This window comes from Pseudomonas sp. 1L-B-1-E-C1 (assembly GCF_057291835.1).
Window position 1 is genome coordinate 556,886 of the sequence record NZ_JBXAWN010000001.1, and the last position, 24,723, is coordinate 581,608.

Sequence of the window (24,723 nt, forward strand, 5' to 3'; positions counted from 1 at the left end):
TCAGCGCCTCCCGAGTAACGCCTTGAGGTAGGTCTGCACCGCGCGAGCGCTGACAAAGCGCGCGGCGGCATCGATGCGCCGCTGGCGATGCAGGGCGCGCGGCGCGGACATTTGTGCGCTGATCGCGGCGGCGAGAGCGTCCGGGTCGTCGACCTCGACCAAGGGCGCGACGGCGCCGTCGGCGAGAATTTCCTGCGGGCCATACGGGCAGCGCGTCGCCACCACTGGCGTGCCGGTCGACAAGGCTTCGACCAAGGCGTTGGGGCTGCCCTCGAAACGCGATGACAAGACAAAGCAATCTGCCCGAGCGATCTCGGCGATCGGATCGCTGGCGTAGCCCGGTAGATCGCAACGCTGTGCAACGCCGAGCGCTGCCGCTTGCGCAAGCAGTTCGCTGCGCAATGCGCCTTCGCCGAAGATGATCAGTCGCGCATCGCCTTGCGGCAGGCGGGCGAAGGCGTCGATCAGGGTGTCGAAGCCTTTTTGCTGCGCCAGGCGTCCTACAGCGACGATCACCGGGGTGGTTTTGTCCTTCAACCAGGGATGGCTGGGGGCGGCGGCGGGTTTGTCGCGAAAATCGTTGTCGAGCACCGGGTTGTCGGCGGTGGTCACGTCGCGCGGACGGGCGATGGTGGTGTCGACCAGATCCTCGGCGACGCCTTGCGACACGCAGATCACCGGGTTGGGAATCAGCCGGTACAACCACGGCGCCAGCCAGTAGGCGAGCTTCACCGAAAGCGCCGGGTTGACGTGCTTGTCCCGCGAGAAGGCATTGCGCTCGCTGACATGCAGCCGCGCCAGCGTGCCAGAGAGTGCGGCGGCGGCAATCGCCACGACGTTGACGTGGGTGAGGGCGGCCAGTTGCGCGTCGTACTGATTGCTGCGCAAAAAACGCGTCAGCGCCGGTACAGCCGTTGCGCTGCGCGGACTGTCGAGCAGCACTTGCCTGACCCGAGGATCGAGGGCCGGTTGATTGATGCCGGCACCGGTGAGCATCAGCAACGTGACTTCGTTGCCGGCTTCAACCAACGCCCCGGCGAGGCGCACCATCATTTTCTCCGCGCCGCCGGCGCCGAGGTCCTGGAGGATGATCAGCAGTTTTTTCATCGGTTCCACACCTGGTAATAAGCCTGAGCGGCGTACTGGCTGGTATAGGGCAGGATCGCGTCGCTGACTGAGCGTCGGGGCGGCGTCGCGGGTTCGCGGCTGGCCAGACTGTCGAGCAGCGCCTCGGCCAGGGCCGGAACATCGTTGACCTTGACCAAGCGCCCGAGGCGTCCGTCATCGAGCAACTCCCGTGGCCCGCTGCCGCAGTCAGTGGAAATCACCGCCGTGCCCAGCGCCAGCGCCTCGACCAGCACCGTCGGCAAACCTTCGTGCAATGAGCTGAGCACCAACAGCTGCGCATGGCGGATCAGCGGATAGGGATTGCGCAGATGCCCGGTGAAATGCACCAGACGTTCGATGCCCAGTCGCTGCGCCTGCGCTTCAAGCTGTGCGCGCAACGGGCCGTCGCCGGCAATCACCAGATACGGCAACGTGCGTTGTTGCGCTGCCAGCGCATAGGCTTCCAGCAGCAAATCGAAGCCCTTGGTGTGCACCAGCCGGCCAATCCCCAGCCAGTAATGATGCGGCACGCCACCGGGCAACGGCGTTTGTGCCGCACGCAACAGTTGCTCGCTGATCACCGCGTTCGGGCAATAACGGATGCGCGGCTGGCCCCACGGCATCAACCCGGCGAGCGACTGGCGCAAACCGTGGGACACCGCGACCACCTTGCCGCTGCCGCACAGGTACAGCGCGTACAACAGACGCAGGCTGGCGCGCCCGGTGTTCTGCTCGGCGCAATCCAGCGCGGCATGGCGGGTGTAAATGACTTTGCAAGGACTGCCCAAGGTGGCGAACCAGGTGCAGAGATTGGCCTGCTCCTTGGCGCCGATCAGGTGCGTCACGCCTTCGCGGCGAATCAAGCGGCGCAGCAGCACGATTGATCTCAACCAGCCAGCAATTCCGCTGCCGCCACCGGCCATACTTGGCGCGCCGTCAACGTTGGGCGAGTCGCCGTTCATGACGAAAAAACTCACCCGCCGGCCGTCCGCCAGGAACTGCTCGGCGAGGCGTTGCTGCACGCACTCGACGCCGCCGCCAGTCTGGTAATCCTTGAGCGTGAACAGAATATGCATCGGCACAATCCTCATGGGGCGGTGACATTGATCGCCACTTGCTGGCGCAGAATCAGTTCGGTCAGGCGCAGGGCATTGCTCGGGTAGTCGAGCAGGTAACGCTTGATCGTGTGCGGCTCGCGGTACATGCGGTAGAAGGCGCGCAGGTGCAGGCGGTTGATGGCGTCGGGGTAGTAACGCTCGCTGGCATTGGCCTCCTGACGAATGAAACCGCCGCAGGTGAACGCCACGCCGCTGAAGCCACCGCGCAGCGCATCGAGGACGAAGCGCTCCTGCAGCCCGGCGCCGAGGCCGACCAGCAGCAGATTGGTCCGCTGCCGACGGATGTCAGCCTGCAGCGCCGCGCCTTGCTCGGCGTCGAAGTAACCGTTGTGCGCGCCAACCAGCTGCAGGCGCGGGTACTGCGCGCCGAGCTTTTCCACGAAACGATCAAGCTCCGCCTGTCGCGCGCCGACCACGTAGACGCGCTTGCCGCGCTGCTCGGACTCGCGCAACACCGGATCGGCAATCGAGGTGAAATCGAAACTGACCCGCTCCACCGCGCGCCCGGTGATGCGCGACATGAACCCGGACATCAGCATGCCGTCGCAGAAATACGCCAGCGACGGCGGCGGCTGGCGGATGAAACTGCCGATCGAGGCGAAGTTGAGGAAGGAGAACGCCCGGTTCGATTCCAGCAGCGCCGGCGAATAACGATTCAGCAATTCCAGGCGGATCATGACGCGAGATCCTGTGCTTCGGCGGCGCAGGTCGGCCGGCCTACGCTGATGTAGGTGAAGCCGCGCGCGCTGAGGCGTTGCGGATCGAACAGGTTGCGGCCATCGAAGATCAGCGGGTTTTTCAGCTGGCGCGCGAGCAGCTCGAAATCCGGCGCGCGAAACGATTGCCACTCGGTGACGATCACCAGCGCGTCGGCATTTTTCAGCGCCGCCTCTTTGGTGCCGGCCAGGGTCAGGTCGTCGCGCGGGCCATAAAGCTGCTGCGCCTGCTCCATGGCTTTCGGGTCGAACGCCTGCACGCTGGCGCCGGCACGCCACAACGCCTCCATTAACACGCGGCTGGGGGCTTCGCGCATGTCGTCGGTGTTGGGCTTGAAACTCAGGCCCCACAGCGCGAAGGTTTTGCCTTCCAGCGCACCGTTGAAATGATCGGCGATCTTGTGGAACAGCGTGCTTTTCTGCTCGTTATTGCGCGACTCCACCGCGCGAAGCAGGCGCGCATCGATGTCGACGCCGTGGGCGGCATGGATCAGCGCCCGTACATCCTTGGGAAAACACGAACCACCGTAACCGATGCCGGGATAGATGAACTGGTAGCCGATGCGCGGATCCGAGCCGATGCCATGGCGGACCATTTCGATGTCGGCGCCGAGCTTTTCGGCGAGCCCGGCCATTTCGTTCATGAAGCTGATCTTGGTCGCCAGCATGCAGTTGGCCGCGTACTTGGTCAGCTCGGCGCTGCGCACGTCCATGACGATGATTTTTTCGCGGTTGCGATTGAACGGTTCGTACAGCTCGCGCATCAGCGCTTCGGCGCGCGGGCTGTCGGTGCCGATGATGATCCGGTCGGGGCGCATGCAATCGTCGACCGCGCAGCCTTCCTTGAGAAATTCCGGGTTGGAGACCACATCGAAGGTCAGTGCAGTGCGCCCGCTTTCGGCAAGGATCGCATTGATGCTATCGCGCACCCGGTCCGCCGTGCCCACCGGCACCGTGGATTTGTCGACGATGATCTGCTCGCCGCGCAGGTGTTCGCCGATGGTGCGGGCGACACTGAGGACATGTTTGAGATCCGCCGAGCCGTCCTCGTCCGGCGGTGTGCCGACCGCGATCAGCAACACATCGCCGTGCTTTACCGCAGCGGCCAGATCACTGCCGAATTGCAGACGGCCGCTGTGATGATTGTCCCGCACCAGGCTTTTCAGGCCCGGCTCGTAGATGGGCAGGCTGCCGTCGTTCAAGGCCTGCACCTTGGCTGCGTCGACATCCACACACAGCACGTTGTGGCCGACCTCGGCCAGCGCGGCGCCCTGGACCAGTCCGACATAACCGATACCGAATACACTCACATTCATGGGAAAACCTCATGCGCGGTGGGGTGGGCCAGAGCGCTGGCCGCAGTCAGTAGATGTTTTTCGAGAACAGGGTGAAGGGCGTCTTGAGCAGGATCTTGATGTCCAGCCACAGCGACCATTGATTGATGTAATTGAGGTCCTGGGCGACCCGGCGCTGCATCTTCTCCACGGTCTCGGTTTCGCCGCGGTGCCCGGTGATCTGCGCCAGGCCGGTGATGCCTGGCTTGAGCCGATGGCGCGCCATGTAGGCGCGGACCTTGCCGGTGTAATAGATGTTGTGGGTGACGGCGTGCGGGCGCGGCCCGACCAGCGCCATATGCCCGAACAGCACGTTGAACAGTTGCGGCAGTTCGTCGATGGAGCTGCGCCGCAGAAAGCGTCCCAGCGGTGTGACGCGGTCGTCGTCGCGGGTGGCCTGACGCACTTGCTGATCGTCGTGCACGCGCATCGAGCGAAACTTCCACACGCGAATCACTTCGCCGTCGCAGCCATGGCGGTTCTGCTTGAACAGCACCGGCCCCGGGGACGTCAGCTTGACCGCTATGGCGACGCCGAGCAGCAGCGGGCTGAGCAGAATCAGCGCCACGGCCGCCACGCTGCGTTCGAACAGGTCCTTGCAGAACAGGCTGCCGGGGTGCGAGGTGAGCAGGCTTTCGTTGAGGTAGATCGCCGGCATCCGCTCGATCTCGGAGATCGAATGATTGAGCAAGACCATGCTGCCCAGATCCGGAATCCACACCACATCGACATTCATGTCGAGCAGGTTGATGTACAACGCTTCGATGGTCGCCGCCTCGGCCATCGGCAGCACGATGTACACGCGCCGCGCCTGCAAGCGGGTGATGATTTCGCGAATGTCCTCAACCTCGCCCAGCAGCGGCAGAATGCTTGGCGCCGGGCCGCTGTCGGCCTTCGCCGCAACAAACCCGAGCAGCAACGCGCGATCCGGGTCGAGGAGTTTGCGCGCCAGCTCATGGGCGGTCGGGCAAGTGCCGATGATCACCGCGCGGCGCTCGTTGCAGATCATCTTGGTGTACATGCGCACGAACAGATGCAGTGGCAGAAACGTCGCCGCCTGAGCCAGGAAACCCACCACCGCCCAGACAATCACCACCTGCCGGGAAAACAACGCGCTGGTCTGGGTGACGAAGGCGATGCTCATCAGCAGCCCGAGCAGAATCAGCCAGCCAGCGAGCAAGCGTCCGAGCCCGACCAGCAGGCCATGACGCTTGTGATAGACCTGGACGAGGCTGTATACCGGCATCGAGCCGAGCACGGTGAGGATGATCAGCAGCCGGTATTCACTGGGCAAGGCGCCGATGCGCAACTGCACCAGCACGATCAGCAACAGGTTGACCAGGGTCATTGCACACAACCATTGCCCCCAGAAAGTGAGGCCGCGACGCTGTGCCATTTGCGCGGAATATTGCGAGGTCATCGGCGCGATCTCCGATTCGTCGAACAGGGAAGGGATGGCTGCTGCCGGGCGGCACGGCCCGGAGGATCAGCGCGGGGCGAAGTCGTAGTCGTAGAAGGAACGGGAATGGCCATGGCCGTACTTGCGCGCCTTGCGCAGATCGACTTGGTTGAGCACCACGCCGAACACCGGCGCCTGGCTCTGCTGCAACACGGCAATGCTTTTGCGCACCTGGCCGACCGGCGTGCTCTGCGCCTTGACCACGTAGATCACCGCATCGGAATGCTGGGCCAGCAACAGCGCGTCGCTGACGATTTCCGCCGGCGGCGAATCGATGATGATGTGCCGGTAGCGCGACTTGAGAATCTGCAACAACCGGCCGAGGCGTGGCGAACTGAGCAGATCCTGCGCGGGGGCCACGGCGTTGCTTGAACTGCTCGAGGCTTTCAGTCGTGGTGCGTCGAACGGATCCAGCATCGACGGCGCCAGGCAGCCGGCCGGAAGCATGTCGAGATTGCCGACGCTGCGAATGCAGTCTTCCAGCCGCGCGGTGCCGGCCATGAGGTTGGCGAGGCCGGGGCTCTCTGGCGGGAAATCGAAGTTCAGCGACAGCGTCGGCTGCCGCATGTCGGCATCAATCAGCAGCACTCGCTCCAGCGGCGCCAGCGATGAAGCGAGGTTGTTGGCGATGGTGCTCTTGCCTTCGCCGGACACCGAGGACGTGACCAGCACCACCTGCGCCGGGCGCTCGTTGTTTTGCAGCATCAACCAGGTGCGCAGGTTGCGGATGGTTTCGCAGAAGCGCGGGTGATCGTTGTCTTCGAACAGCCGCGCCAACTGCCGCCGGCTCTTTTTCATCACCAGTGGCACCACGCTGAGCAGCGGCACATTGAGCAGGCTTTCGACGGTGTCGTCGGTCTTGAAGGTGTTGCTCAGCGTATCGAAGAGGAAGGCGAGGGCGACGCCAACCACCGCAGCGACCAGCGCAACGATCGCGAGGATGAGGTTCTTGCGCGGCTTGCTCGCTTCCAGCGGCGCGATCGCCGGGTCGACGATGCGCGCCTTGGCCGAATCCATGTCCGAGGTGGCGGCGGTTTCCTTTAGGCGGGTGACGAAGGTTTCATACAGCGCGCGGGTGCTGTCGACTTCGCGCTGGAATTCGCGCAGCTGGAATTCCTTGCGCGAAATGTCCTGAATCTGCGCCTTGTTGCTGTTGAAGGACTTGCGCAATGCGTCTTCGCTGGCCACCGCCAGTTGATACTGGCGTTCGATGCCGGCGACCACTTGCTGCACCTGCAGCCGCAGGCTGTTGGCCGCCGTACGTTGTTCGGAACGGGCGGAAATCAGCGCCGGGTGCTTGGGCCCGTAGCGGCCCGACAACTCCTCGACTTTGGCCTGGGCCTTGGCCAGATCAGCCTGGAACTGCTGAATCAACGGGTTGCTCAGCACTGCCGGCACACTCGACAAGCGACTGATGTCGCCATTGCTCAAGGATTGCGCCTGACGGAACTGGCTCTCCGCTTCGGCGCGATCGCGGCGTGCATCGATCATGCGGTTGCCGGTCATTTGCAGTTCGTTGGCACTGATCGTCGCGACACCGTCGACATCGACCAGACCCTGTTCTTCGCGATACCCCTGCAGCTTGTTTTCGGCGACGCGCAGGTTGTCGCGCAACTCGACCAGGCGGGTATTCATCCAGCTGGTGTTGTTTTGCGAGGACTTGAGGCTGGTGTCCTGCTGGCTGTCGATGAAGCCTTGGGCAAGGGCGTTGGCCACCGCCGCAGCGAGGGCCGGGTCGGGCAGTTCGACGTCGATTTCCAGCAACTGACTCTTGCCGACAAACTTGACGCTGGTGTGCAGCATCAGGTTCTGCGTGACGTCGTTGAATACCTGTTCTTCAGTCGCTGGCGGCTTGGGCGGCGGCAGCAGATCCAGCCATGGCAGCCATTGGTCACGATTGAGCTCTGCCAGCCATTGGCGCGGGGTAAACCAGCTCTGCGCCTGCTGGCGTGGATCGGTGATCGGATTCGTGGTGAGACCGAGTTTGCGCACGGCGCGCTCGGCCAGTTCCCGCGATTGCAGCAGGGCTTGCTGGGTCTGCAAATAATCGGTGGTGGTGGCGCCGCCTGATTCGGCGGCTTGCTGAAAACTCATGACTGGCGGCGTCTTGTCCTTGATCAGCAACGTCGCACTGCCGACGTACTGCGGCGTGATGAACGACAACACCGCCACGGCCAGCGCGCAACTGAGCAGCACTAGCCAGGCGATGTTCCACTTCGCCGACCAGACCACCCGCCATAGGTGCAGCAGATCAAGGGTGTCCGACTCATCGGCCGCTTGCGTTTGCGAGTGGGCCTGGAGCGGACGTTCGAGGTAAGTGCTTGGGCTGTTGTCCATGATCAGAAAAAGCCTTGTGCAATGGAAATGGTGTCGCCGGGGGCGATGACGGTGGTGCGCGAGATGTTTTCAGTGACCGGCGGGCCACCGCTGCCGCGCAGAATCGTCACGCGTTTCATGGAGGCGCGTTCGGTCAGGCCGCCACCCAGGGCGATGGCTTTTTCCAGGGTCAGTCCGGGCTGGAAGGGGTAGCTGCCGGGCTTCTGCACTTCGCCATTGATGTAGAACGGGCGGTATTCGATCTGGCTGAGGCTGACTTTCGGATCGACCAGATAGCCTTGCTTGAGGCCGTCGACGATCTTCTGTTCGACCTGATTGGGCGTCAGGCCCTTGGCGACGATTTCGCCGAGAAACGGGTAGGAGAAGGTGCCGGCGTCATTGAGGCGGATCTTCTTGAAGCTCAGTTCCGGCTCGCCGAACACGATGATGCGCAAGACATCGCCAGCGGCCAGGCGGTAATTGGTGTCGGTGTCCGCCGCCTCGACCGTGGGCACTGTCCAGAGCAGCAACAACAGTAAAATCAGGCGCGTGTGCATGGCCCAATCCTCCTACAGACTGACGTCGAACGTGATCTGGAAAACATTGCGGGTGAAGCTTTCGTTGTCGGCATCGGAATCGTTGTCGCGGTGGCGGTAGGCGACTTCGACGTCCAGCCAGCGGCGCATTTCGTAATTCACGCCGAGTTTGTAGTCCTGCAAATCGTCGCTGCGGTCCTGGCCTTCGTAGACGTAATGGCCCATGCCGACTTCGGCAACGCTGGTGATGCGCTCGGTCCAGCCGTGACGCCAACCGATCTGGGTGAAGGTGGCTTTCACCGCGTCGGAGCCGTCGTCGCCTTCGGCCATGGCCTGGCGCGCGAGAAAGGTGAAGGTCGAGTAGGTGCGCGGTTTCCACGCCAGATCCACTTGCCAGGTCGGATTGCTCAGGTCGTCGGAACCGCTCTGGTCGAAATTCTTGCGCTCGTAACCGACGCGCAATTTGCCGGTGGTTTTCGCCGTCATATCCCATTCGGCCCCGGCCAGCACTGCATCGGAGCGACTGCTGCGCGGGCTGTTCGATTGCAGGTAGTCGAAGCGGGTGTGGTCGTATTCGAGCAAACCACGGGTTTTGCTGCCGAGGCGGTGATACCAGGTGCTGGTCAGGTTGCTGGTGTCGCGCTCCTTGTCATCGTTGATGCCGTCGGCGTTGTCATAGCGCAGTTGCGCGTAGCTGGCGCCGAGGTCGATCTGGTTCAGCGCACTGCGCGCACCGAAGGTGTAGACGCCGCCGACGCGCTTGCTTTCGATCTTGTCATTGATGCCGTCGACGGCGGTCGAGGTGGTGCGCTCGTATTTGCGCGCCTCGGCTTCGAGTTTCAGCCGGTGCCGATCGGTGAACTCCATGATGCTGTCGGCGCGCAGACGCTGGGCGGTGTTCGAAGCGTCCGAAGCGCTGTGATAGATGTAGCGGGTCGGCTCCCAGATCACCCGCGTGGCGCTGTTGCGATCCTCGGCCTTGAGCTCGAAGGCCGGCGCCAGGCGGGTGACCATGGTCGATTCGACATCGTGTTCGACTTCGCGAAAGTTGTCGTCGTAGCTTTCCGACAAGGCAAAAGTCGGGGTGAAATCGAAGCCGTAGACATTGATCGCTTGCGGCTCAACGCTCCAGGCGGCTTCGGGGGCGCAGCAGGCGACGACTAAAATCAGGGAACAGCGAGGCTTCAGAGCCATGGATCACGCTCCTGATAGAGGGGGTCGGTGTCAGGGCGAAGCGGATCCGGACTATTGTCGCTGGCGTTCGAGGTAGCTCAGCGGGACGCTGACGTGCTGTTGGCGGTTGAGGAAATTGAGCAGGATCATCACGCGCTCATCGCCCTGCATGGACAGGAACACACCTTCGAGCGGGGACAGTGGGCCTTGGACGATTTGCAGAGGTTCGCCGGGCTTGAGCGTCGGCTCGGGAGGAAAGCCGATCGACTCCTGACTGCGTTCTCGCAATTGTGCGATCACGTCTTCATCGACCCGGGCCGGCACGTGGTTGAATTCGACGATGCGGCTGACACCGCGGGTCGAGCGAATCGGCGCCCAATTATCGTCACGGCTCAACTGAATGAACACGTAGCCGGGGAACAGCGATTCCAGGGTTCGTTGGCGTTTGCCACGAATACTGCGCTCGCTCATCAGCTGCGGCCGAAAGGTCGAATAGTTCTGTTGCTGCAGATTGAGTTGTGCCCGTTCATCCTGGCGGGGCTTGCACTGCAATAAATACCAGTTAGAACCGTTGCGGCAAACCGTTAGCATGCTGGAGTACTCCATACATAGCGATCGTTTAAGCAAGGCGGCCGATAACGTGGGACGAGCCGTCATGCTTGCTAGTAGGTAGTAGGCTGATCAAGGCAAAGTGCCGAGCCAGATGCATCAATGTTTATTGGCAGAAGAAGTGTTTCAAAAATGAATCAACTTGGCTGAGTTATTGTTATATCCGTGGCCGTCTTGGCTATAACGAATCGGCTCGCTTTGATTCAGGCAAAGCTACCGCACGGTTCGCAGTTGCGACCTTCAGGATCCAATTACATAACTAACCCGAGAGGCGTAAAGTGCGCAGGGGCGCCGGCGCTTCGGGCAGTGATTAGTTATCGGCCAGTCTTCGCAAGCTGTCAATTAATAACAGTCAAAAAGACTGCCTTTCATCCGCTGATGATGGCCATGCTCTGTAAGTTACTGGTTTGAAAGGATGAAATTTATTCGTCGGATTTTTTAAACTTTTCGAAGTTATTGTAGTCGTCTAGCTTAGATGGCGTGCGTGATAGCAAATTAGTTTCAATCTTACATCTTTCGATTCGTAAGAAGTTCGCGTTTTAACTGCCTTGCGTCGGATGCCGCTGGCCTCGTTAACTATGGTCGTCTATGAATAGTTGCCGTATTTTCAGGTAGATGTTCTGCGGTGCGTAACCCCTTAAATGCAAATCGATGCGCCGAGGCGATCATGAGTGTTCTGGTAACGGGCGCAGCAGGATTTATCGGTTATCACACGGCCATGCGTTTAAGTCGCGAGGGGTTTTCGGTCGTTGGCGTCGACAATCTGAATCCTTACTACGACGTCAAACTTAAACAGGCGCGGTTGCACAGATTGCAAACGCTGACCAATTTCACATTCCAGCAGTTGGACATCGTCGACCAGGCGGCATTGACTGCGCTGTTCGAACAGGGGCGATTCAAACAGGTCATTCACCTCGCCGCGCAGGCCGGAGTCCGCTACTCGCTGGACAATCCCGAGGCCTACGCGCAATCGAATCTGGTCGGGTTTCTCAACGTCCTCGAAGCCTGCCGGCATCACCCGCCGGAGCACTTGGTCTACGCCTCAAGTAGTTCAGTTTATGGCGCCAACACCCGAATGCCGTTTCGCGAAGACGATCAGGTCGACCAGCCGGTGTCGTTGTACGCCGCGACCAAACGCGCCAACGAACTGCTCGCGCACAGCTACTGCCATCTCTACGGATTACAGGCTACCGGCCTGCGCTTTTTCACCGTGTACGGCCCGTGGGGTCGACCGGACATGGCGCTGTTCAAATTCACCGAGGCGATGCTGCAAGGGCGCGCCATCGACCTCTATAACCAAGGCGAAATGGCGCGGGATTTCACCCATATCGACGACATCGTCGAAGCGATTTTCCGCTTGCTCGACAAACCTCCCGCGCTCAGCGACGAGCGCGGCACCAACCGCCTGTTCAATATTGGCCGGGGCAGTCCGGTCGCGCTGATGAGCTTCGTCGAATGTCTGGAGCAGGCATTGGGCATCAAGGCGCAACGTCGCTATTTGCCGATGCAGGAGGGCGATGTGCTGAAAACCTGGGCCGACGTGTCGGCGCTGGCACGCTGCATCGACTTCAGCCCGCAGGTGCCGATCGAGCAGGGCGTGCAGGCGTTCGTGCAGTGGTATCGCGAGTTCTATCAGCTCTGATTCAGTGCAGGGTGACGGCCCTGCGACTTTCCCCGATGCGGATCCGGTCGAGGGCGCGGTTCAGCGCATCCAGTGCATCGAGCAACGCCTTGGCCTCAGCCTCACGACCGTCGCCCCACAGGCGTTCGGCCATTGTGTTCAAGGCCAGAATCGCCCGCTCGATGTCGGCTGCGCTGGCGGTGTCGTTACCGGCTGGTGGTTTCTTCGGCATTCAGGGTTCCTCGGCGGTCGGCAAACCACCATACCGCCAAGGCGCCGAGCAATATAGTCAGCACGGCCAGAATGACGATAACGCCTTGTGTGCCCAACGCTGTGGCAAACACCGCCACCAGCAAACCCGCCAGAGGCTGCGACAGATTATTCAGCAAGGTAATCACGCCAACGGTCTTGCCGAAATCCTTGGGCGGAATCACGCGTTGGCGAATGCTGCGCATGTAGATGTTGAACATCTTGTCGAAGCCGACGATCAACAGAAATCCCAGTACATAGCCACTGAGGTGCGGACTGAGGGCACTGATCAGGGCGCCGACGGCGATCATCGTATAGGCAATGCCGCCAAGCACCCTCTGCGGCAACTCGACCCGGGAGAGAAAAAACAGGATGACGATAGTGGTCACCGCGCCGGCGGCTTGCAGCCCGGCGTAAGCGTCCTTCCCCGCACTGTATTGACCCAACACCATGGCGGCGGAGGTCGCCAGTGTGACGCCGACAATCAGATTGACGCCGACCGCCAGCATGATGATTTTCCTCAGAGCCGCCAGTTCACGTATATGCCCAAACGCAATGCGTATTGGTTGGAGCCAGATGTCCTGATGTTGTTCGAAGGTTTCCAGCGTGATCCGGCTGACGCGTTGCCACACCAGCATGCCCAGGTCGGCCAGAAAAAACAGCCCTGCGACCCACAGCACCACCCAGTGCCACGCCCAGATTTCCAATAGCAGAGCAGCGACCAGCGGCCCGAGCACCAGTCCGGTCTGATCGGCGATTTGCGAATAAGACAACGTCTTGGTGTAGCTGTAGTGCTTGAAGACATATGGCAGCAGCACCTCACGGGCCATGATGCCCTGCGTGGTGAGTACCCCGCACACCGCCGAGAGGACCACCACCCAGGCAATGCCGCCGAACAAGGCATACAAAGCTACCGCCAGCAGACAGAGCACGGCTCGGTAAACCTGGCTGAGGTGAAGGATTCTGATCGGCGAAAATTTGTCGCACAGAGCACCGCAGACCGGGAATGCGAGAAAACGTGGGAGCGATTCGACGAAAAACGCCAGCCCTGCCCAGGACGCGCTGTTGGTGGTCTGGAAAACCACCAGCGGCACGATGAACAGCAGGATCTGATCGGCGAGTCGGGAGAGGAAAAGGGAGGTGAAGAAAGCCAGGTAATCCTTGCGCACGGTGAACTCCTTGTTCGGATCGCGAGCACTTGAGTACGAATTCGAGTCTACTTCGAATTCTTCCAGAACGAGTGGCGTGAATAACCGTGGAAAGTCTGCGAGGAGGCTGTAGGCGGCTTGCTTTAACGACGGACTACTCCGTCGCCAACAGCTTCTTCACCTCAGCCACAATCACCGCAATATCGAACGGCTTGGGCAGCACCACATCGAACAGATCCGAGCGCTGCATGCCGATATGCGCCTGGGCGCCACTCATCAGGATGATCGGCAAGTGCTTGACGGAGGGCTGGGCACGCACGGCTTCGGCGAATTCGAGGCCGTCCATGACCGGCATCATGAAGTCCGTGATGACCAGGGCTGGACGTTCTCTTTCCAGCACCTCGAGAGCCTTCTTGCCGTTGCTCGCGGTCACGGTCATGAAGCCCTCATCCTCAAGCGCAAAGCCAAGAATGTCAGCAATCAGATATTCGTCGTCGACTACCAGAATGGTGGTCATGTTATTTCAACCCGCTTGAAGACTTACGAAATTGAACCAGGCAATGACTCAGCTGCGACTGAAGGTTCATTTTTCAAAGCCTTTTCCAGGAACACATCTTGATCACGGATAACCACCTCGAACCGCGACGGGTTGTAGGAGCTATCACGTATCTTGAGAATGGAAAGCGTCCTGTGAAGTTCAGCGTGATTTTCAAAGAACCGCATGAGCATCAGGTTGTCGACAATACTGGACAGGTCGGAGGTCGGTGCGCTGATTTCGGAACCGAACAAATCGCGCATTTCCCAGGAGGCGAACACCGTGACGCCTCTGGATCGCAGCTCGTTCATCAGTGCACTGAAAAAGTCGGTGATGCGTTCCGGGGTGGTTGAAACCCGCGTCATGCCGCTGAGGCTATCGATGAACAGGCGCTTGATGCCTTTTTCATCGACCAGGCTCAACAGGCGTGCGCCGAGGCCGTCCAGCAAGCCTTCGGTGGTGGGCTGCCAGGCAATGCTCAGCGCACCGCTGTGTTCCATTTGTTCAATATCGATGCCCAGCGAACGGCCTTTGAGCCGCAGCCGCTGCGGGCTTTCATAGAAACCGAAATGCAGGCCCGGCGCTTCGGGCGTCGACTGCGCGATGAACTTCAGACCCAGGGTGGTCTTGCCGATCCCGGAAGGACCCATGACCAGCGTGACGCTGGAACTGTGCAAGCCGCCGCCGAGGATGTCGTCCAGCGAGGCAATGCCGCTTGGGATGCGCGTCATGTCCGCGCTGTCCGGGGCGGACGGGCGTTTGTACAGCGTTTCGAGGCGCGGATAGATCACCAGGCCGTTATCGGTGATTTCACATTCGTGGACACCGGTCAACGCGCCGCTGCCGCGGGTCTTGCGCAAATGAATGCGGCGCACCGAGCGGGTACCGAACAGCTCTTCGCCCATTTCGATGACGCCGTCGACCATGGTGTGCTCGGGGCTGCCGTCATCCAGGCGCGAGCTGGTGAGAAACAGCACGGTGCAACCGGCGAACGCTGCGTGGCCTTGCAGTTCGGAGATGAATTTTTTCGTGTCGATCGGCGAATCGGCTTTGGACCGTGCATTGAGCAGGCCGTCAACGACCATGACGGTCGCCTTCTGGCGGGTAATTTCGCGGCGAAGCAGCTTCACCACCTCATCGAGGCCTTCGTTTTCCAGCGTGTCGAATGCGCTGACAAACTGTATCTCGGCGCCAACACGCGAGGCGTCGAAGAAGCTCATGGTCGACAAAAACTGAAACAGCCGGTCGTGGGACTCGGCCAGCAACGTGGCGACCAGAACACGGCCGCCGTTTCGGGCATGATGAAACCCGAGCTGATTGGCGAGGATGGTCTTGCCGGAACCCGGGCGCCCTTGAATGATGTACGAAGCACCCGCAACCAGGCCTCCCTGAAGCAGCGCGTCGAGCCCTTCGATCCCGCTTTGAAGGCGTTTTAGCTTTTCCACAATGCGACCCTGATCTGAATAAACAGGCTTGTTCAGCCGAATGGGTGAAATGCTAACGCCATTTCCGGTTGAGGGCCATAAAGGCTGGGGAAAAGTAGCGTTTTTGCAACGTGAGCCTGACGAGCGATTGCTCGCGATCAGGGAGTAGGGACACCCGCCGCACGGGAAGATTCGATTTTCACATCCCGGAAACGACAAAGCCCCGAATAACCGGGGCTTTGTCGTTCCGCGTGCTCGATCGGGCCAAGCCTAATAGACCTGAGGCACAATGATTTCCGGTGGTGTGGGAACGCGCGAATAGTCCTCCTGCCTGACGCGTTGCGGCAGTTCGATTACCGGCATTTCCACCTCTTCGTACGGCATCTGCCCGAGCAGGTGATGGATGCAGTTGAGCCGGGCTTTCTTTTTATCGTCAGCTTGTACCACCCACCACGGTGCTTCGGCGATGTGCGTGCGTTCAAGCATGATTTCCTTGGCCTTGGTATAGGCCTCCCAACGCCTGCGGGACTCCAGATCCATGGGGCTGAGTTTCCATTGTTTGAGCGGATCATGGATGCGACTGAGAAAGCGCAGATGCTGTTCATGGTCGGAAATGGAAAACCAGTATTTGATCAACTGGATGCCGGAGCGGGCGAGCATGCGTTCGAATTCCGGTACGGTACGGAAGAATTCCTCGTACTGGTATTCATTGCAAAACCCCATGACTTGTTCCACACCCGCGCGGTTGTACCAGCTACGGTCGAACAACACGATTTCACCCGCCGCCGGCAGGTGCGAGACGTAGCGCTGGAAGTACCACTGAGTGCGTTCGCGGTCGTTGGGAGCGGGCAGGGCGGCGACCCTGCAGACCCTGGGATTCAGGCGTTGGGTGATGCGTTTGATGACACCGCCTTTACCAGCGGCGTCCCGTCCTTCGAACAGGATCACCACTTTGTGGCCGGTCTTGACCACCCAGCTTTGCAGCTTTACCAGTTCGCCCTGCAGGCGGAACAGTTCGCTGAAGTAAGTCCTTCGCGCATCCTTCTCGGAACCCTGCTGCATATGCTCATCGAACAATGCGTTGAGGTCATGGCCGTCTTCGGATAATTCAAGTTCCAGCTCTTCGTCACTGTGATCAAGCAACTCACGGTGGATGCGCTGTATCAGCGTGTCGTCTGTAGGGAACATGGCAGGGCTCGCGCGGTGAGGATGGCAAAGTGTTAGGCACAATTTGTTACGAACCCATTACATCCCCTGTGCGCCGCTGCGGCGGGGGCAGGAGGGTACCGTTTGCCACGTCGCTTTCATGAAAACGTCATAAAACTGCTGCAGAGTTCGGGAGCCCGTAATCACTAGGTGTCATTTAATGAAACGTTCGATGAAGTCTGCTGCGCTCGCCATTGCGGTATCTCTTTGTGCCACCTCGGCCTCCTTTGCAGCAGAAAATGTTCGCCTGACGGGGTCAGGAGCAAGTTTCCCGGCACCGATCTACCTCACCTGGTTCAAGGATTTCAGCAAGAAATCGGATGGCGTCACTGTGGATTACCAATCCAAGGGCAGCGGCGCGGGCGTACAGGACTTCTTGAACAAAACCGTAGATTTCGCCGCCAGTGACTCGGCAATGAAAGACGAAGACATCGCCAAGGTCGCCGAAGGCGTGCAGTTGCTGCCGATGACTGCCGGGGAAATCGTGCTGGCCTACAACCTGCCGGGCAATCCCAAGGGTCTGAAGCTGCCACGCGAGGTGTATTCCAACATTTTCCTGGGCAAGATCACGCGCTGGAACGATCCGCAGATCGTCGCTGCCAACCCGGACCTGAAACTGTCCGATACGCCGATCACGGTTGTCGTGCGTGCAGACTCCAGTGGCACGACCGCGGTATTCACCAAGCACCTGGCAACCGTCAACGCCGAGTTCAAGCAGGCGCTGGGTGAGGGCAACACCGTCAACTGGCCGGCCAGTGACAAGTTCATCAAGTCACCGAAAAACGACGGCGTAACGGCTACCGTGCGCCAGACCCCAGGAGCGATCGGTTACATCGAATATGGCTTCGCCAAGCTCGCCAAGGTCGACTTTGCCCAGTTGCAGAACAAGGCTGGCAATTACGTAGTGCCAAACGCCGAAAGCGGTGCCGAGGCCCTGGCGGCGGTGAAAATGCCAGAAAACCTCGTGGCCTGGCTGCCTGATCCGGACGGTGCCAAGTCCTATCCGATCACCTCTTATACCTGGATGATTTTTCGCAAGGACAATGGCAACCCGGCCAAGGCCAAGGCCATGCGTGAAATGGTCGAATACAGCCTGACCGAGGGGCAGAAGATTGCCGATTCGATGGGGTACATCCCGTTGCCGCAATCGGTCGTCGAACAGGTTCGCAAAGCGTCCGCCAACATTCAGTAACGCCGTGAGGTCTCTCTCGGAGTGCGCGTCCGCGCCACGCCGGGAGAGTTTCCCCCCTGTTCCGGACTTAGCCCATGAACAAACCTTTTGTCGTACCGGTTAATCCCGACTCTGCCTGCCAGCCACCCTCGACGAAGGATTTCCTGGTGGATCGCACCTTTCGCGCCCTGGCGCGAATCGGCGTGGTGCTGATTCTTGCGCTGGTATTTGCGCTGGTGTTCGAAGTCGGACGCAAGGCACTTCCCGGTATGGAGAAGCACGGCTTCGATGTGCTGCTGGGCAGCGTGTGGGACGTCAATCAAGGCAAATACGGCATCCTGCCGGCGATCTGGGGCACGCTTTACAGCGCCTTCATTGCATTGCTGATCGCCGGGATCTTTGGCGTGAGCATGGCGATTTTCCTGACTCAGGATTTCCTGCCGACCAAGCTCGCTGCGCTGTTTCGTACCATCGTCGAACTGCTGGCAGCCATTCCCAGCGTGGTCTATGGCCTGTGGGGGATCTATGTGGTGATCCCGGCGATTCGGCCGCTGACGACCTGGTTGAACAGCGAACTGGGCTGGATTCCCTTTTTCGGCACGTCCCTGAGCGGTCCGGGCCTGCTGCCCGCAGCACTGGTGCTCGCCATCATGATTCTGCCGACGATTGCCGCCGTTTCGCAGGACGCGCTGACGGCTGTGCCGATGAAAACCAAGCAGGCCGCGTACGGCATGGGCACTACCCATTGGGAAGCGATCCTCAAAGTGATGGTGCCTTCGGCCGCCACCGGTATCTTCGGCTCTCTGGTGCTGGGCCTGGGGCGCGCGCTGGGTGAAACGATGGCGCTGGCCATGCTGGTCGGCAACGCCAACAACATTTCCCTCTCGCTGTTTGCACCTGCCAACACCCTTGCCGCTCTGCTGGCGCTGAACTTCCCCGAAGCCGGGCCGAACGAGATCGAGGTGTTGATGTACGCCGCACTGGTGCTGATGCTGATTACGCTGATCGTGAACATTTTCGGTTCGATGATCATGATGTACGCCCAACGGGGTCACAAGTGATGACTGATCTGACCGCAGCAACAGATCTGACGGCGCCAACAGGCGCCATGCCCAGCTTGCAACGCAGGTTCGAAGGCCGCGCGCTGCGCAGCCTGATCCTGACCACCCTGGTCTGGGCAGGTGCTCTGCTGGCCAGCGTGCCGCTGATTTCCGTGCTCTACATGCTGATCACCCGCGGTGGCGCGCGCCTGAACCTGGAAGTCTTTACCGAACTACCACCGACCGGCTTCGAGATGGGCGGCGGTTTTGGCAACGCGATGGCAGGTACCTTTGTAATGGTCGGTATCGCGGCAGCGATCGCGGTGCCGGTCGGGATCATGGCGGCGATCTTCCTGGCGGAGCTGGGGCCGGACAGCAAACTGGGGAACGCCGCGCGTTTCGCCGCCAAAATGCTCACGGGCCTGCCGTCGATCCTGGCGGGGGTATTTGCCTATGCCCTGGTGGTGATGACGACCGGCACGTATTCGGCACCGGCGGGTGGCGTGGCACTGGCGGTTTTGATGCTGCCGATCGTGGTGCTGACCGCGGAAGAATCGATGCGGATGGTGCCCAAGATCATGAAAGATGCCGCTTATGGCATGGGCTGCACCCGCTCGCAGGTCATCTGGAAAATCATCTTGCCGACCGGCATGCCGGCGATCCTGACTGGCGTGATGCTCGCGGTGGCGCGTGCCGCAGGCGAGACGGCACCGCTGTTGTTTACCGCGCTGTTCAGCAACTACTGGATCTACCACCAGGGCAATCTCGATGTCATGAACCCGACTGCCTCGCTGGCGGTGCTGATCTACAACTTCTCCGGCATGCCTTTCGATAACCAGCTCGAGCTCGCATGGGCGGCCTCGTTGGTGCTGGTGATGATCGTGCTGTTCGTGAACATCATCAGCCGTATTTTCGGCAAGCCCAAGTATTAAGAACGGGAGCAACTGATTTTGAACGTATCCACTGCGCTAATAGCCGCTCCGTTTGTCACCCAGGCGCCTGTAGTCATGGACTGCAAACTGGACAAGATTTTCTACGGGAATTTCATGGCGGTACGTGACAGCCACGTGCCGATCGAGAAAAACAAGATCACCGGATTCATCGGGCCCTCAGGCTGCGGCAAGAGCACCGTGCTGCGTAGCCTCAACCGGATGAACGACCTGGTGAAGGGGTTTCGTTTCGAGGGCCATGTGCATTTCCTCGGGCAGGACGTCTACGGCAAGGGTGTCGATCCGGTGGTCGTGCGCCGCTACATCGGCATGGTGTTTCAACAGCCAAATCCGTTTTCGATGAGCATCTTCGACAACGTTGCGTTTGGTCTGCGCCTCAATCGCTACAAGGGCGATATCGGCGACCGCGTCAAGCATGCGCTGCAAGGCGCCGCGCTGTGGGATGAAGTCAAGGACAAGCTCAAGGTCAGCGGCCTGTCGCTCTCCGGTGGCCAGCAGCAACGCCTGTGTATCGCCCGGGCAATCGCCACCGAGCCGGAAGTCCTGCTGCTGGATGAGCCTTGTTCGGCACTCGACCCGATCGCCACCCGACGGGTCGAAGAATTGATGGTCGAGTTGAAGAAGGACTACACCATCGCACTGGTCACTCACAACATGCAGCAAGCCATCCGTGTCGCTGACACCACGGCGTTTTTCTCGGTGGATATTTCCCAGGGCACGCGCACGGGCTATCTGGTCGAGATGGGCCCGACGGCGCAGATCTTCGACAATCCGCGGGAACAGATGACCGGCGATTACATCAGCGGCAAGTTCAGCTAAGTCACAGCACCGGTCACGGCCGCCTACCTGCACAAGCCAAATGGATTTGGCGGGCACCGGCGGACATTTACCAAGCGTTTCCAAGGAGCTCCAATGCCTGCCAAGCACCGTCTTGATTTGCCTGCGATTGAACGCGCACTGCGTAACGTGCAGAGCCGTTTCGCCGAGCTCAGCCGGCACTTCACCGAGCCCCGAGACCCGTTCACTGACGAAGTCCTGAACAATGTGCTTGAAGGTTATGCGTTGGTTGACGAATATGTTGCCCGCGGCGTCGACCTGTTCGATCTGCAGCAACTGAACCTGATGCTGGAGATCAATGCCACGGTGCTGTGTGGCCGGGATCCGGCACGCCGGCTCGAATACGCCCAGCATCTGGCAGCCACCGAAGCGCACTTCTTCAACAATGTTGAGGGAGGCATCAAGGACTTGTACAACTGGTATTGCGCATATCGCAGTGAATCGGTCTGGAAGCGTGCAGCGGGTGTCTATGTGCGCATTCTGAGCAAGCCGCAGCTGTTTATCGAAGGCAATAACCGCAGTGGCTCGCTGATTGTCAGCTACCTGCTGATGCGGGCGGGGCTGCCTCCATTCGTGCTGACGCTTGAAAATGCCGAGGGCTATTTCAACCCGTCCTCGGTCATCCGCAACTCCGCCAAGCATGGCGTCAAGGCGTTGTACGAATTGCCCAAGATCAAGAAAAAATACGCAGCATTTTTAGAAGAACAGGCGCCCGAACCAATGAAGTTCTTTCTCAAAGACAAGCCTCTGCCTGTCTCCCAGGGTGGCCATTGATGAGCGGGGCTCCAGCATTGGCCAAATGCAGAACCTTCGCCAGCCGGGCAGGGCAGGCCATCCGCTGCGCTCTGCCACAGCTGTTCAGGCGTCAGCGCATACGAATTTCGTTCGATATCGATGACACGCTCGCTTGCCAGCTCCACCACTGCGCAGTCGAGAAAAGCCGACTTCCCGCCTGTATTCATCGTTGGCTGGGTGAGCCGTTGCGCATGGGCACGCGATCGCTGATCCGCGAGCTGCGCCGCCAGGACTGCAGCATCTGGGTCTACACCTCATCCGGGCGCACGCCGTCCTATATCAGGCGCTGGTTGGCGCTGTACGGTATCCGCGTCGACGGCGTGGTCAACAGCGTGCTGCACAACCGTGCCCTGACGGCGCACGGGATGTCGAATGCGCCTTCCAAGTATCCGCCAGCGTTCGATATCGACTTGCATGTCGATGATTCGGAAGGCGTGCAGATTGAAGGCAAGGATCATGGCTTCCGGGTGGTCGTGGTGCATCCCGAGGATGATCGCTGGGCGCAGAAAGTGCTGGATTCGGTGGCCAAGGTCCAGGCGCAGCTCGCTTGGCAGCAGATGTTCAGACATAAAAAGCCGGTGCCACAACGGGCGGAGACGTTCTTTGAGCCGCTTGGCTGAGCGAGTACGCGTTGGCTATCTGGACAGCAGCGCTTTTTATCGCTCTACGGCGACGCATTTGATCTCCACGAGAAGGCCAGGTCGAGCCAACTCACTGACACCAATGCAGGTCCACGTGCAAGTGCTTCTCGGAAAGACTTTATCCTTCACGCGTCTGAAAGTTGGCATGTGACGGTGCATATCGACGTGATAAGTTGTCATTTCTACGACATCTTCAAATTTACAGCCACCTGCCTCCAAGACGACCCGGAGATTGTCCCATGCAGCCAAGAACTGCTGCTCAGGGTCTTCGATAACGGATAATTCCGGCGTCCTGCCTACCTGACCCGCGCAGTAGAGAGTTTTTCCTACCTTTACTGCTGGTGCATAACCAGCACGCTCGCACATCAATCTCATGCCATCTGGAACAATGATCTGACGATCAGTCATGATTGCGGAGCCCCAATTCAGAACGGTTACGAAAGCTAACTCAGAGCCCAGAGCGCCGTCTACTGAGTTCACTTTGGCGATTTCATGCGGTTCTGCTCGTTTGTCTGATTGCTTCGATAAGTGGCGCCGGGGTCAGGCCCGAACGGCAGGGTTATTGGCGGGTGCCGGGGCATGCCTGGCGGCGATCTGCCTGTGGCGCTCGACCACTTCGCCAATGACCAACTGCATCAGCCTCTGCACGATGGCCGTATCCAGCTCGGCCTCCTGAGCAAGTGCTGCCAGACGCTGGTATTGCTGCTGCTCTCTGGCCTCGTCTACCGCAGGCAACTGATATCGGGCCTTGAGCAATCCGACCTCATCGGTACAGCGAAACCGTTCCGCGAGCAGGTGGATGAGGGCGGCGTCGATATTGTCGATGGTTTTCCTGAATGTTGAGAGTTGACGCGCGATGTCGGAGTTTTCCATGAATGACCTCGTGACAGGTGTTCGAAAGAGCTTCTCAATGATTCGTCTGCTGAGCAAAAACCGACCAGTCCTTGTCGCCATCTCCCCTGGCTACCGCCGACGTCATTTTCAATCGCACGGCATCCGCCGCTGGCAACTCCAGCCCCTTGAGACGACCCGCATCGATCGCCAGATTCATATCCTTGAGGCCAAGCGACAGTTTGAATCCCGGTTCAAAATTGCTGCTGACGATGTTCTGCCCATAACGTTGATAACTGGGGCAGGCGAACAGGGTCTGGGTCATGAGCTTGATGAAAATCGAAGGGCTCAGTCCGTGGCGTTGAACGAGTCCGCTGGCTTCGCCCAGCGACTGGATGGCTTGGGTGATCATCATGTTGCCGGCGATTTTCGCGATACAGGCCTGTTCAGGTTGGTCGCCCAGATACCAGGTTTTTTTCCCAAGCAGGTCGAACAGCGGTTGGACGGTCGAGACAGCAGCCTGCGATCCGGCCGCCAGGATATTCAACTCGCCCATGGCCGCCACGGCGGGCACGCCGAACACCGGCGCCGCGATCAATGGCATGCCGACGGCTTCATGTTCGCGCTGCAACTCCAACATCAGCGAAGGCGACAAGGTCGACATCACGACATGCACGCAAGCTTTGTCTGCAGTTTCCAGAACAGCGCTGGCGAGCAGCACTTGCCTGACAGCGGCATCATCGGCGAGAAGAGTGATGACCACCTCTTGCTGGAACGCCGAGGCCGGCGATTCGATAACGCTGATGCCTTCGAGATCCTTGATCGCCGCGTGACTGCGGTTCCATGCCGAGACGTGATGGCCTGCGCGGACGAGCAGCGGAATGATCGCTCTGCCCATGCTTCCAACTCCGATAAAACCAATCTTCATTTGCAGTCTCCGGTTGGTATTCGACGACGGTGAATGCAGACAAGTATGTCGGGCACGGGATTGCTACGGCACTGCCATTGCTGCACTCTCACTGTTCATTTTTGTACGGGGGCAGAGCATGGACTGGAGTGATGTGCGGGTCTTTCTCGCGATTGCCCGCAGCGGGTCATTGGGGGCTGCCGCCAAGCTGTTGGGGGTCAGCCATCCGACCGTGGGGCGGCGCTTGCAGGTGCTGGAACAGTTCAGTGGCCAACCCGTTTTCCTGCGTACCAACCAAGGTCTCGTGTTGACCGACAGCGGCGAGAAGCTTTTCAGCCTCGCGCAGGAAATGGAGCAAAGTGCGTTGGCCATCGAAAGGCGCCTCGCGGGGGACAGCGCACAGCCCGAAGGTGTGCTGCGCATTTCCTGCGCTGACTGGTTCGCCTGTTATGTCCTGGCCCCGGTGCTGAGTGAACTGCGCCTTCGTTATCCATTGATCGTGCCCGAGGTCATTGCCGGGCATCGATTGTTTGATCTGGCTCGCCGCGACGCCGACATCGCGTTTCGAATCGTTCCGTTCACCGAACCCGATATCGTGCACCGCAAGCTGATCTCCCTGACTTACGGGTTATACGCAGCCGTTGGATCTGCTGACCCTGAACCACAGGGCGCCGGGCTGGGTCTGATCACCATGAGTGTTGCCCAGTCTCATTATCCCGATGTGCAGTGGCTGCAGCAGCGTTACCCTCTGGCGCGTACCGTGTTTACCAGTAGCAGCCGCACAGTCCAGGCGCAAATGTGTGCGCAGGGGCAGGGCGTCGCGGTATTGCCCCGCGCTTTGGGCGACCAGTTGACGGCGCTGCGTCTGATCGATTCAGATGAACCGCCACCAGGCCGCGACATTTGGATGGGCTACCACCAGGACATGCGCCAGATGGATAGTCTGCGCGCGCTTGCCGACCTGGCCTCCGTCATGATTGGCACTCAGGCAGGCGGTTGA

Annotated in this window: 25 protein-coding genes; 8 read left to right on the forward strand and 17 right to left on the reverse strand. The window is 60.0% G+C overall.

The window, feature by feature from the left end:
* The 9 genes from AC0Z4S_RS02385 to rfaH all read right to left on the reverse strand — a co-directional run bounded on the left by AC0Z4S_RS02385 (position 1) and on the right by rfaH (position 10,350).
* Positions 1 to 1,107, reverse strand: a complete 1,107-nt coding sequence (locus tag AC0Z4S_RS02385) for a glycosyltransferase (RefSeq protein ID WP_485621897.1) — start codon at positions 1,105 to 1,107, stop codon at positions 1 to 3.
* Entirely contained in the window at positions 1,104 to 2,183 is a 1,080-nt protein-coding gene (locus tag AC0Z4S_RS02390; protein ID WP_485621898.1) for a glycosyltransferase, read from the reverse strand. The genes AC0Z4S_RS02385 and AC0Z4S_RS02390 overlap by 4 nt, the downstream gene beginning before the upstream one ends.
* A gap of 11 nt (positions 2,184 to 2,194) precedes the next feature.
* Positions 2,195 to 2,902, reverse strand: a complete 708-nt coding sequence (locus tag AC0Z4S_RS02395) for a WecB/TagA/CpsF family glycosyltransferase (RefSeq protein WP_485621899.1) — start codon at positions 2,900 to 2,902, stop codon at positions 2,195 to 2,197.
* Positions 2,899 to 4,257, reverse strand: coding sequence for a UDP-glucose dehydrogenase family protein (locus tag AC0Z4S_RS02400; RefSeq protein ID WP_485621900.1), 1,359 nt, complete (start codon positions 4,255 to 4,257; stop codon positions 2,899 to 2,901). The genes AC0Z4S_RS02395 and AC0Z4S_RS02400 overlap by 4 nt, the downstream gene beginning before the upstream one ends.
* A gap of 46 nt (positions 4,258 to 4,303) precedes the next feature.
* Positions 4,304 to 5,695 (reverse strand): undecaprenyl-phosphate glucose phosphotransferase, encoded by a 1,392-nt coding sequence (locus AC0Z4S_RS02405; RefSeq protein WP_485621901.1) that lies wholly within the window; start codon positions 5,693 to 5,695, stop codon positions 4,304 to 4,306.
* Between the two features lie 66 nt (positions 5,696 to 5,761).
* Positions 5,762 to 8,071, reverse strand: a complete 2,310-nt coding sequence (locus AC0Z4S_RS02410; protein ID WP_485621902.1) for a GumC family protein — start codon at positions 8,069 to 8,071, stop codon at positions 5,762 to 5,764.
* Positions 8,072 to 8,073: 2 nt separating this feature from the next.
* Positions 8,074 to 8,607 (reverse strand): polysaccharide biosynthesis/export family protein, encoded by a 534-nt coding sequence (locus AC0Z4S_RS02415; protein ID WP_130909790.1) that lies wholly within the window; start codon positions 8,605 to 8,607, stop codon positions 8,074 to 8,076.
* A 12-nt stretch (positions 8,608 to 8,619) separates the two neighbouring features.
* Positions 8,620 to 9,780: an outer membrane beta-barrel protein gene (locus AC0Z4S_RS02420; RefSeq protein ID WP_485621903.1), complete on the reverse strand. Its 1,161-nt coding sequence runs from the start codon at positions 9,778 to 9,780 to the stop codon at positions 8,620 to 8,622.
* A gap of 51 nt (positions 9,781 to 9,831) precedes the next feature.
* Positions 9,832 to 10,350, reverse strand: a complete 519-nt coding sequence (rfaH, locus tag AC0Z4S_RS02425; RefSeq protein WP_485621904.1) for a transcription/translation regulatory transformer protein RfaH — start codon at positions 10,348 to 10,350, stop codon at positions 9,832 to 9,834.
* Positions 10,351 to 11,035: 685 nt separating this feature from the next.
* Between rfaH and AC0Z4S_RS02430 the strand changes: the two genes are divergently transcribed.
* On the forward strand, positions 11,036 to 12,010 hold the full coding sequence (locus AC0Z4S_RS02430) for an NAD-dependent epimerase (RefSeq protein ID WP_485621905.1): 975 nt from the start codon (positions 11,036 to 11,038) through the stop codon (positions 12,008 to 12,010).
* 1 nt (position 12,011) lies between these two features.
* On the opposite strand, the gene AC0Z4S_RS02435 is transcribed toward AC0Z4S_RS02430, so the two are convergent.
* The 5 genes from AC0Z4S_RS02435 to ppk2 form a co-directional block, all read right to left on the reverse strand.
* Complete coding sequence (locus AC0Z4S_RS02435; RefSeq protein ID WP_485621906.1) at positions 12,012 to 12,221, reverse strand: hypothetical protein; 210 nt, start codon at positions 12,219 to 12,221, stop codon at positions 12,012 to 12,014.
* Positions 12,196 to 13,407, reverse strand: coding sequence for an MFS transporter (locus tag AC0Z4S_RS02440; protein WP_485621907.1), 1,212 nt, complete (start codon positions 13,405 to 13,407; stop codon positions 12,196 to 12,198). Before AC0Z4S_RS02440 ends, AC0Z4S_RS02435 begins: the two co-directional genes overlap by 26 nt.
* A 133-nt stretch (positions 13,408 to 13,540) precedes the next feature.
* Complete coding sequence (locus AC0Z4S_RS02445) at positions 13,541 to 13,903, reverse strand: response regulator (RefSeq protein ID WP_485621908.1); 363 nt, start codon at positions 13,901 to 13,903, stop codon at positions 13,541 to 13,543.
* A 23-nt stretch (positions 13,904 to 13,926) separates the two neighbouring features.
* Positions 13,927 to 15,366, reverse strand: a complete 1,440-nt coding sequence (locus AC0Z4S_RS02450) for an ATPase domain-containing protein (protein WP_471879009.1) — start codon at positions 15,364 to 15,366, stop codon at positions 13,927 to 13,929.
* A gap of 249 nt (positions 15,367 to 15,615) precedes the next feature.
* Positions 15,616 to 16,533 (reverse strand): polyphosphate kinase 2, encoded by a 918-nt coding sequence (gene ppk2 / locus AC0Z4S_RS02455; RefSeq protein WP_485621909.1) that lies wholly within the window; start codon positions 16,531 to 16,533, stop codon positions 15,616 to 15,618.
* A gap of 178 nt (positions 16,534 to 16,711) precedes the next feature.
* Between ppk2 and pstS the strand changes: the two genes are divergently transcribed.
* The 6 genes from pstS to AC0Z4S_RS02485 all read left to right on the forward strand — a co-directional run bounded on the left by pstS (position 16,712) and on the right by AC0Z4S_RS02485 (position 21,964).
* On the forward strand, positions 16,712 to 17,743 hold the full coding sequence (gene pstS / locus AC0Z4S_RS02460; protein WP_064361713.1) for a phosphate ABC transporter substrate-binding protein PstS: 1,032 nt from the start codon (positions 16,712 to 16,714) through the stop codon (positions 17,741 to 17,743).
* Positions 17,744 to 17,817: 74 nt separating this feature from the next.
* On the forward strand, positions 17,818 to 18,783 hold the full coding sequence (gene pstC / locus AC0Z4S_RS02465) for a phosphate ABC transporter permease subunit PstC (protein ID WP_485621910.1): 966 nt from the start codon (positions 17,818 to 17,820) through the stop codon (positions 18,781 to 18,783).
* Complete coding sequence (gene pstA / locus AC0Z4S_RS02470; RefSeq protein ID WP_016774590.1) at positions 18,783 to 19,694, forward strand: phosphate ABC transporter permease PstA; 912 nt, start codon at positions 18,783 to 18,785, stop codon at positions 19,692 to 19,694. Before pstC ends, pstA begins: the two co-directional genes overlap by 1 nt.
* 75 nt (positions 19,695 to 19,769) lie before the next feature.
* Entirely contained in the window at positions 19,770 to 20,531 is a 762-nt protein-coding gene (pstB, locus tag AC0Z4S_RS02475; RefSeq protein ID WP_016774591.1) for a phosphate ABC transporter ATP-binding protein PstB, read from the forward strand.
* Positions 20,532 to 20,624: 93 nt separating this feature from the next.
* Complete coding sequence (locus AC0Z4S_RS02480; protein WP_064361710.1) at positions 20,625 to 21,323, forward strand: hypothetical protein; 699 nt, start codon at positions 20,625 to 20,627, stop codon at positions 21,321 to 21,323.
* Positions 21,323 to 21,964, forward strand: coding sequence for a hypothetical protein (locus AC0Z4S_RS02485; protein WP_485621911.1), 642 nt, complete (start codon positions 21,323 to 21,325; stop codon positions 21,962 to 21,964). Before AC0Z4S_RS02480 ends, AC0Z4S_RS02485 begins: the two co-directional genes overlap by 1 nt.
* Before the next feature lie 36 nt (positions 21,965 to 22,000).
* Here the strand turns inward: AC0Z4S_RS02485 and AC0Z4S_RS02490 are convergent, their stop codons facing one another.
* From AC0Z4S_RS02490 to AC0Z4S_RS02500, 3 genes are all read right to left on the reverse strand, one after another.
* Complete coding sequence (locus tag AC0Z4S_RS02490) at positions 22,001 to 22,393, reverse strand: RidA family protein (protein ID WP_485621912.1); 393 nt, start codon at positions 22,391 to 22,393, stop codon at positions 22,001 to 22,003.
* A 132-nt stretch (positions 22,394 to 22,525) separates the two neighbouring features.
* Positions 22,526 to 22,858 (reverse strand): chorismate mutase, encoded by a 333-nt coding sequence (locus AC0Z4S_RS02495; protein ID WP_485621913.1) that lies wholly within the window; start codon positions 22,856 to 22,858, stop codon positions 22,526 to 22,528.
* A gap of 34 nt (positions 22,859 to 22,892) precedes the next feature.
* Positions 22,893 to 23,744, reverse strand: a complete 852-nt coding sequence (locus AC0Z4S_RS02500; RefSeq protein WP_485621914.1) for an NAD(P)-dependent oxidoreductase — start codon at positions 23,742 to 23,744, stop codon at positions 22,893 to 22,895.
* Positions 23,745 to 23,862: 118 nt separating this feature from the next.
* Here AC0Z4S_RS02500 and AC0Z4S_RS02505 point away from each other — a divergent pair, with 118 nt between their 5' ends.
* On the forward strand, positions 23,863 to 24,723 hold the full coding sequence (locus tag AC0Z4S_RS02505) for a LysR family transcriptional regulator (protein WP_460161525.1): 861 nt from the start codon (positions 23,863 to 23,865) through the stop codon (positions 24,721 to 24,723).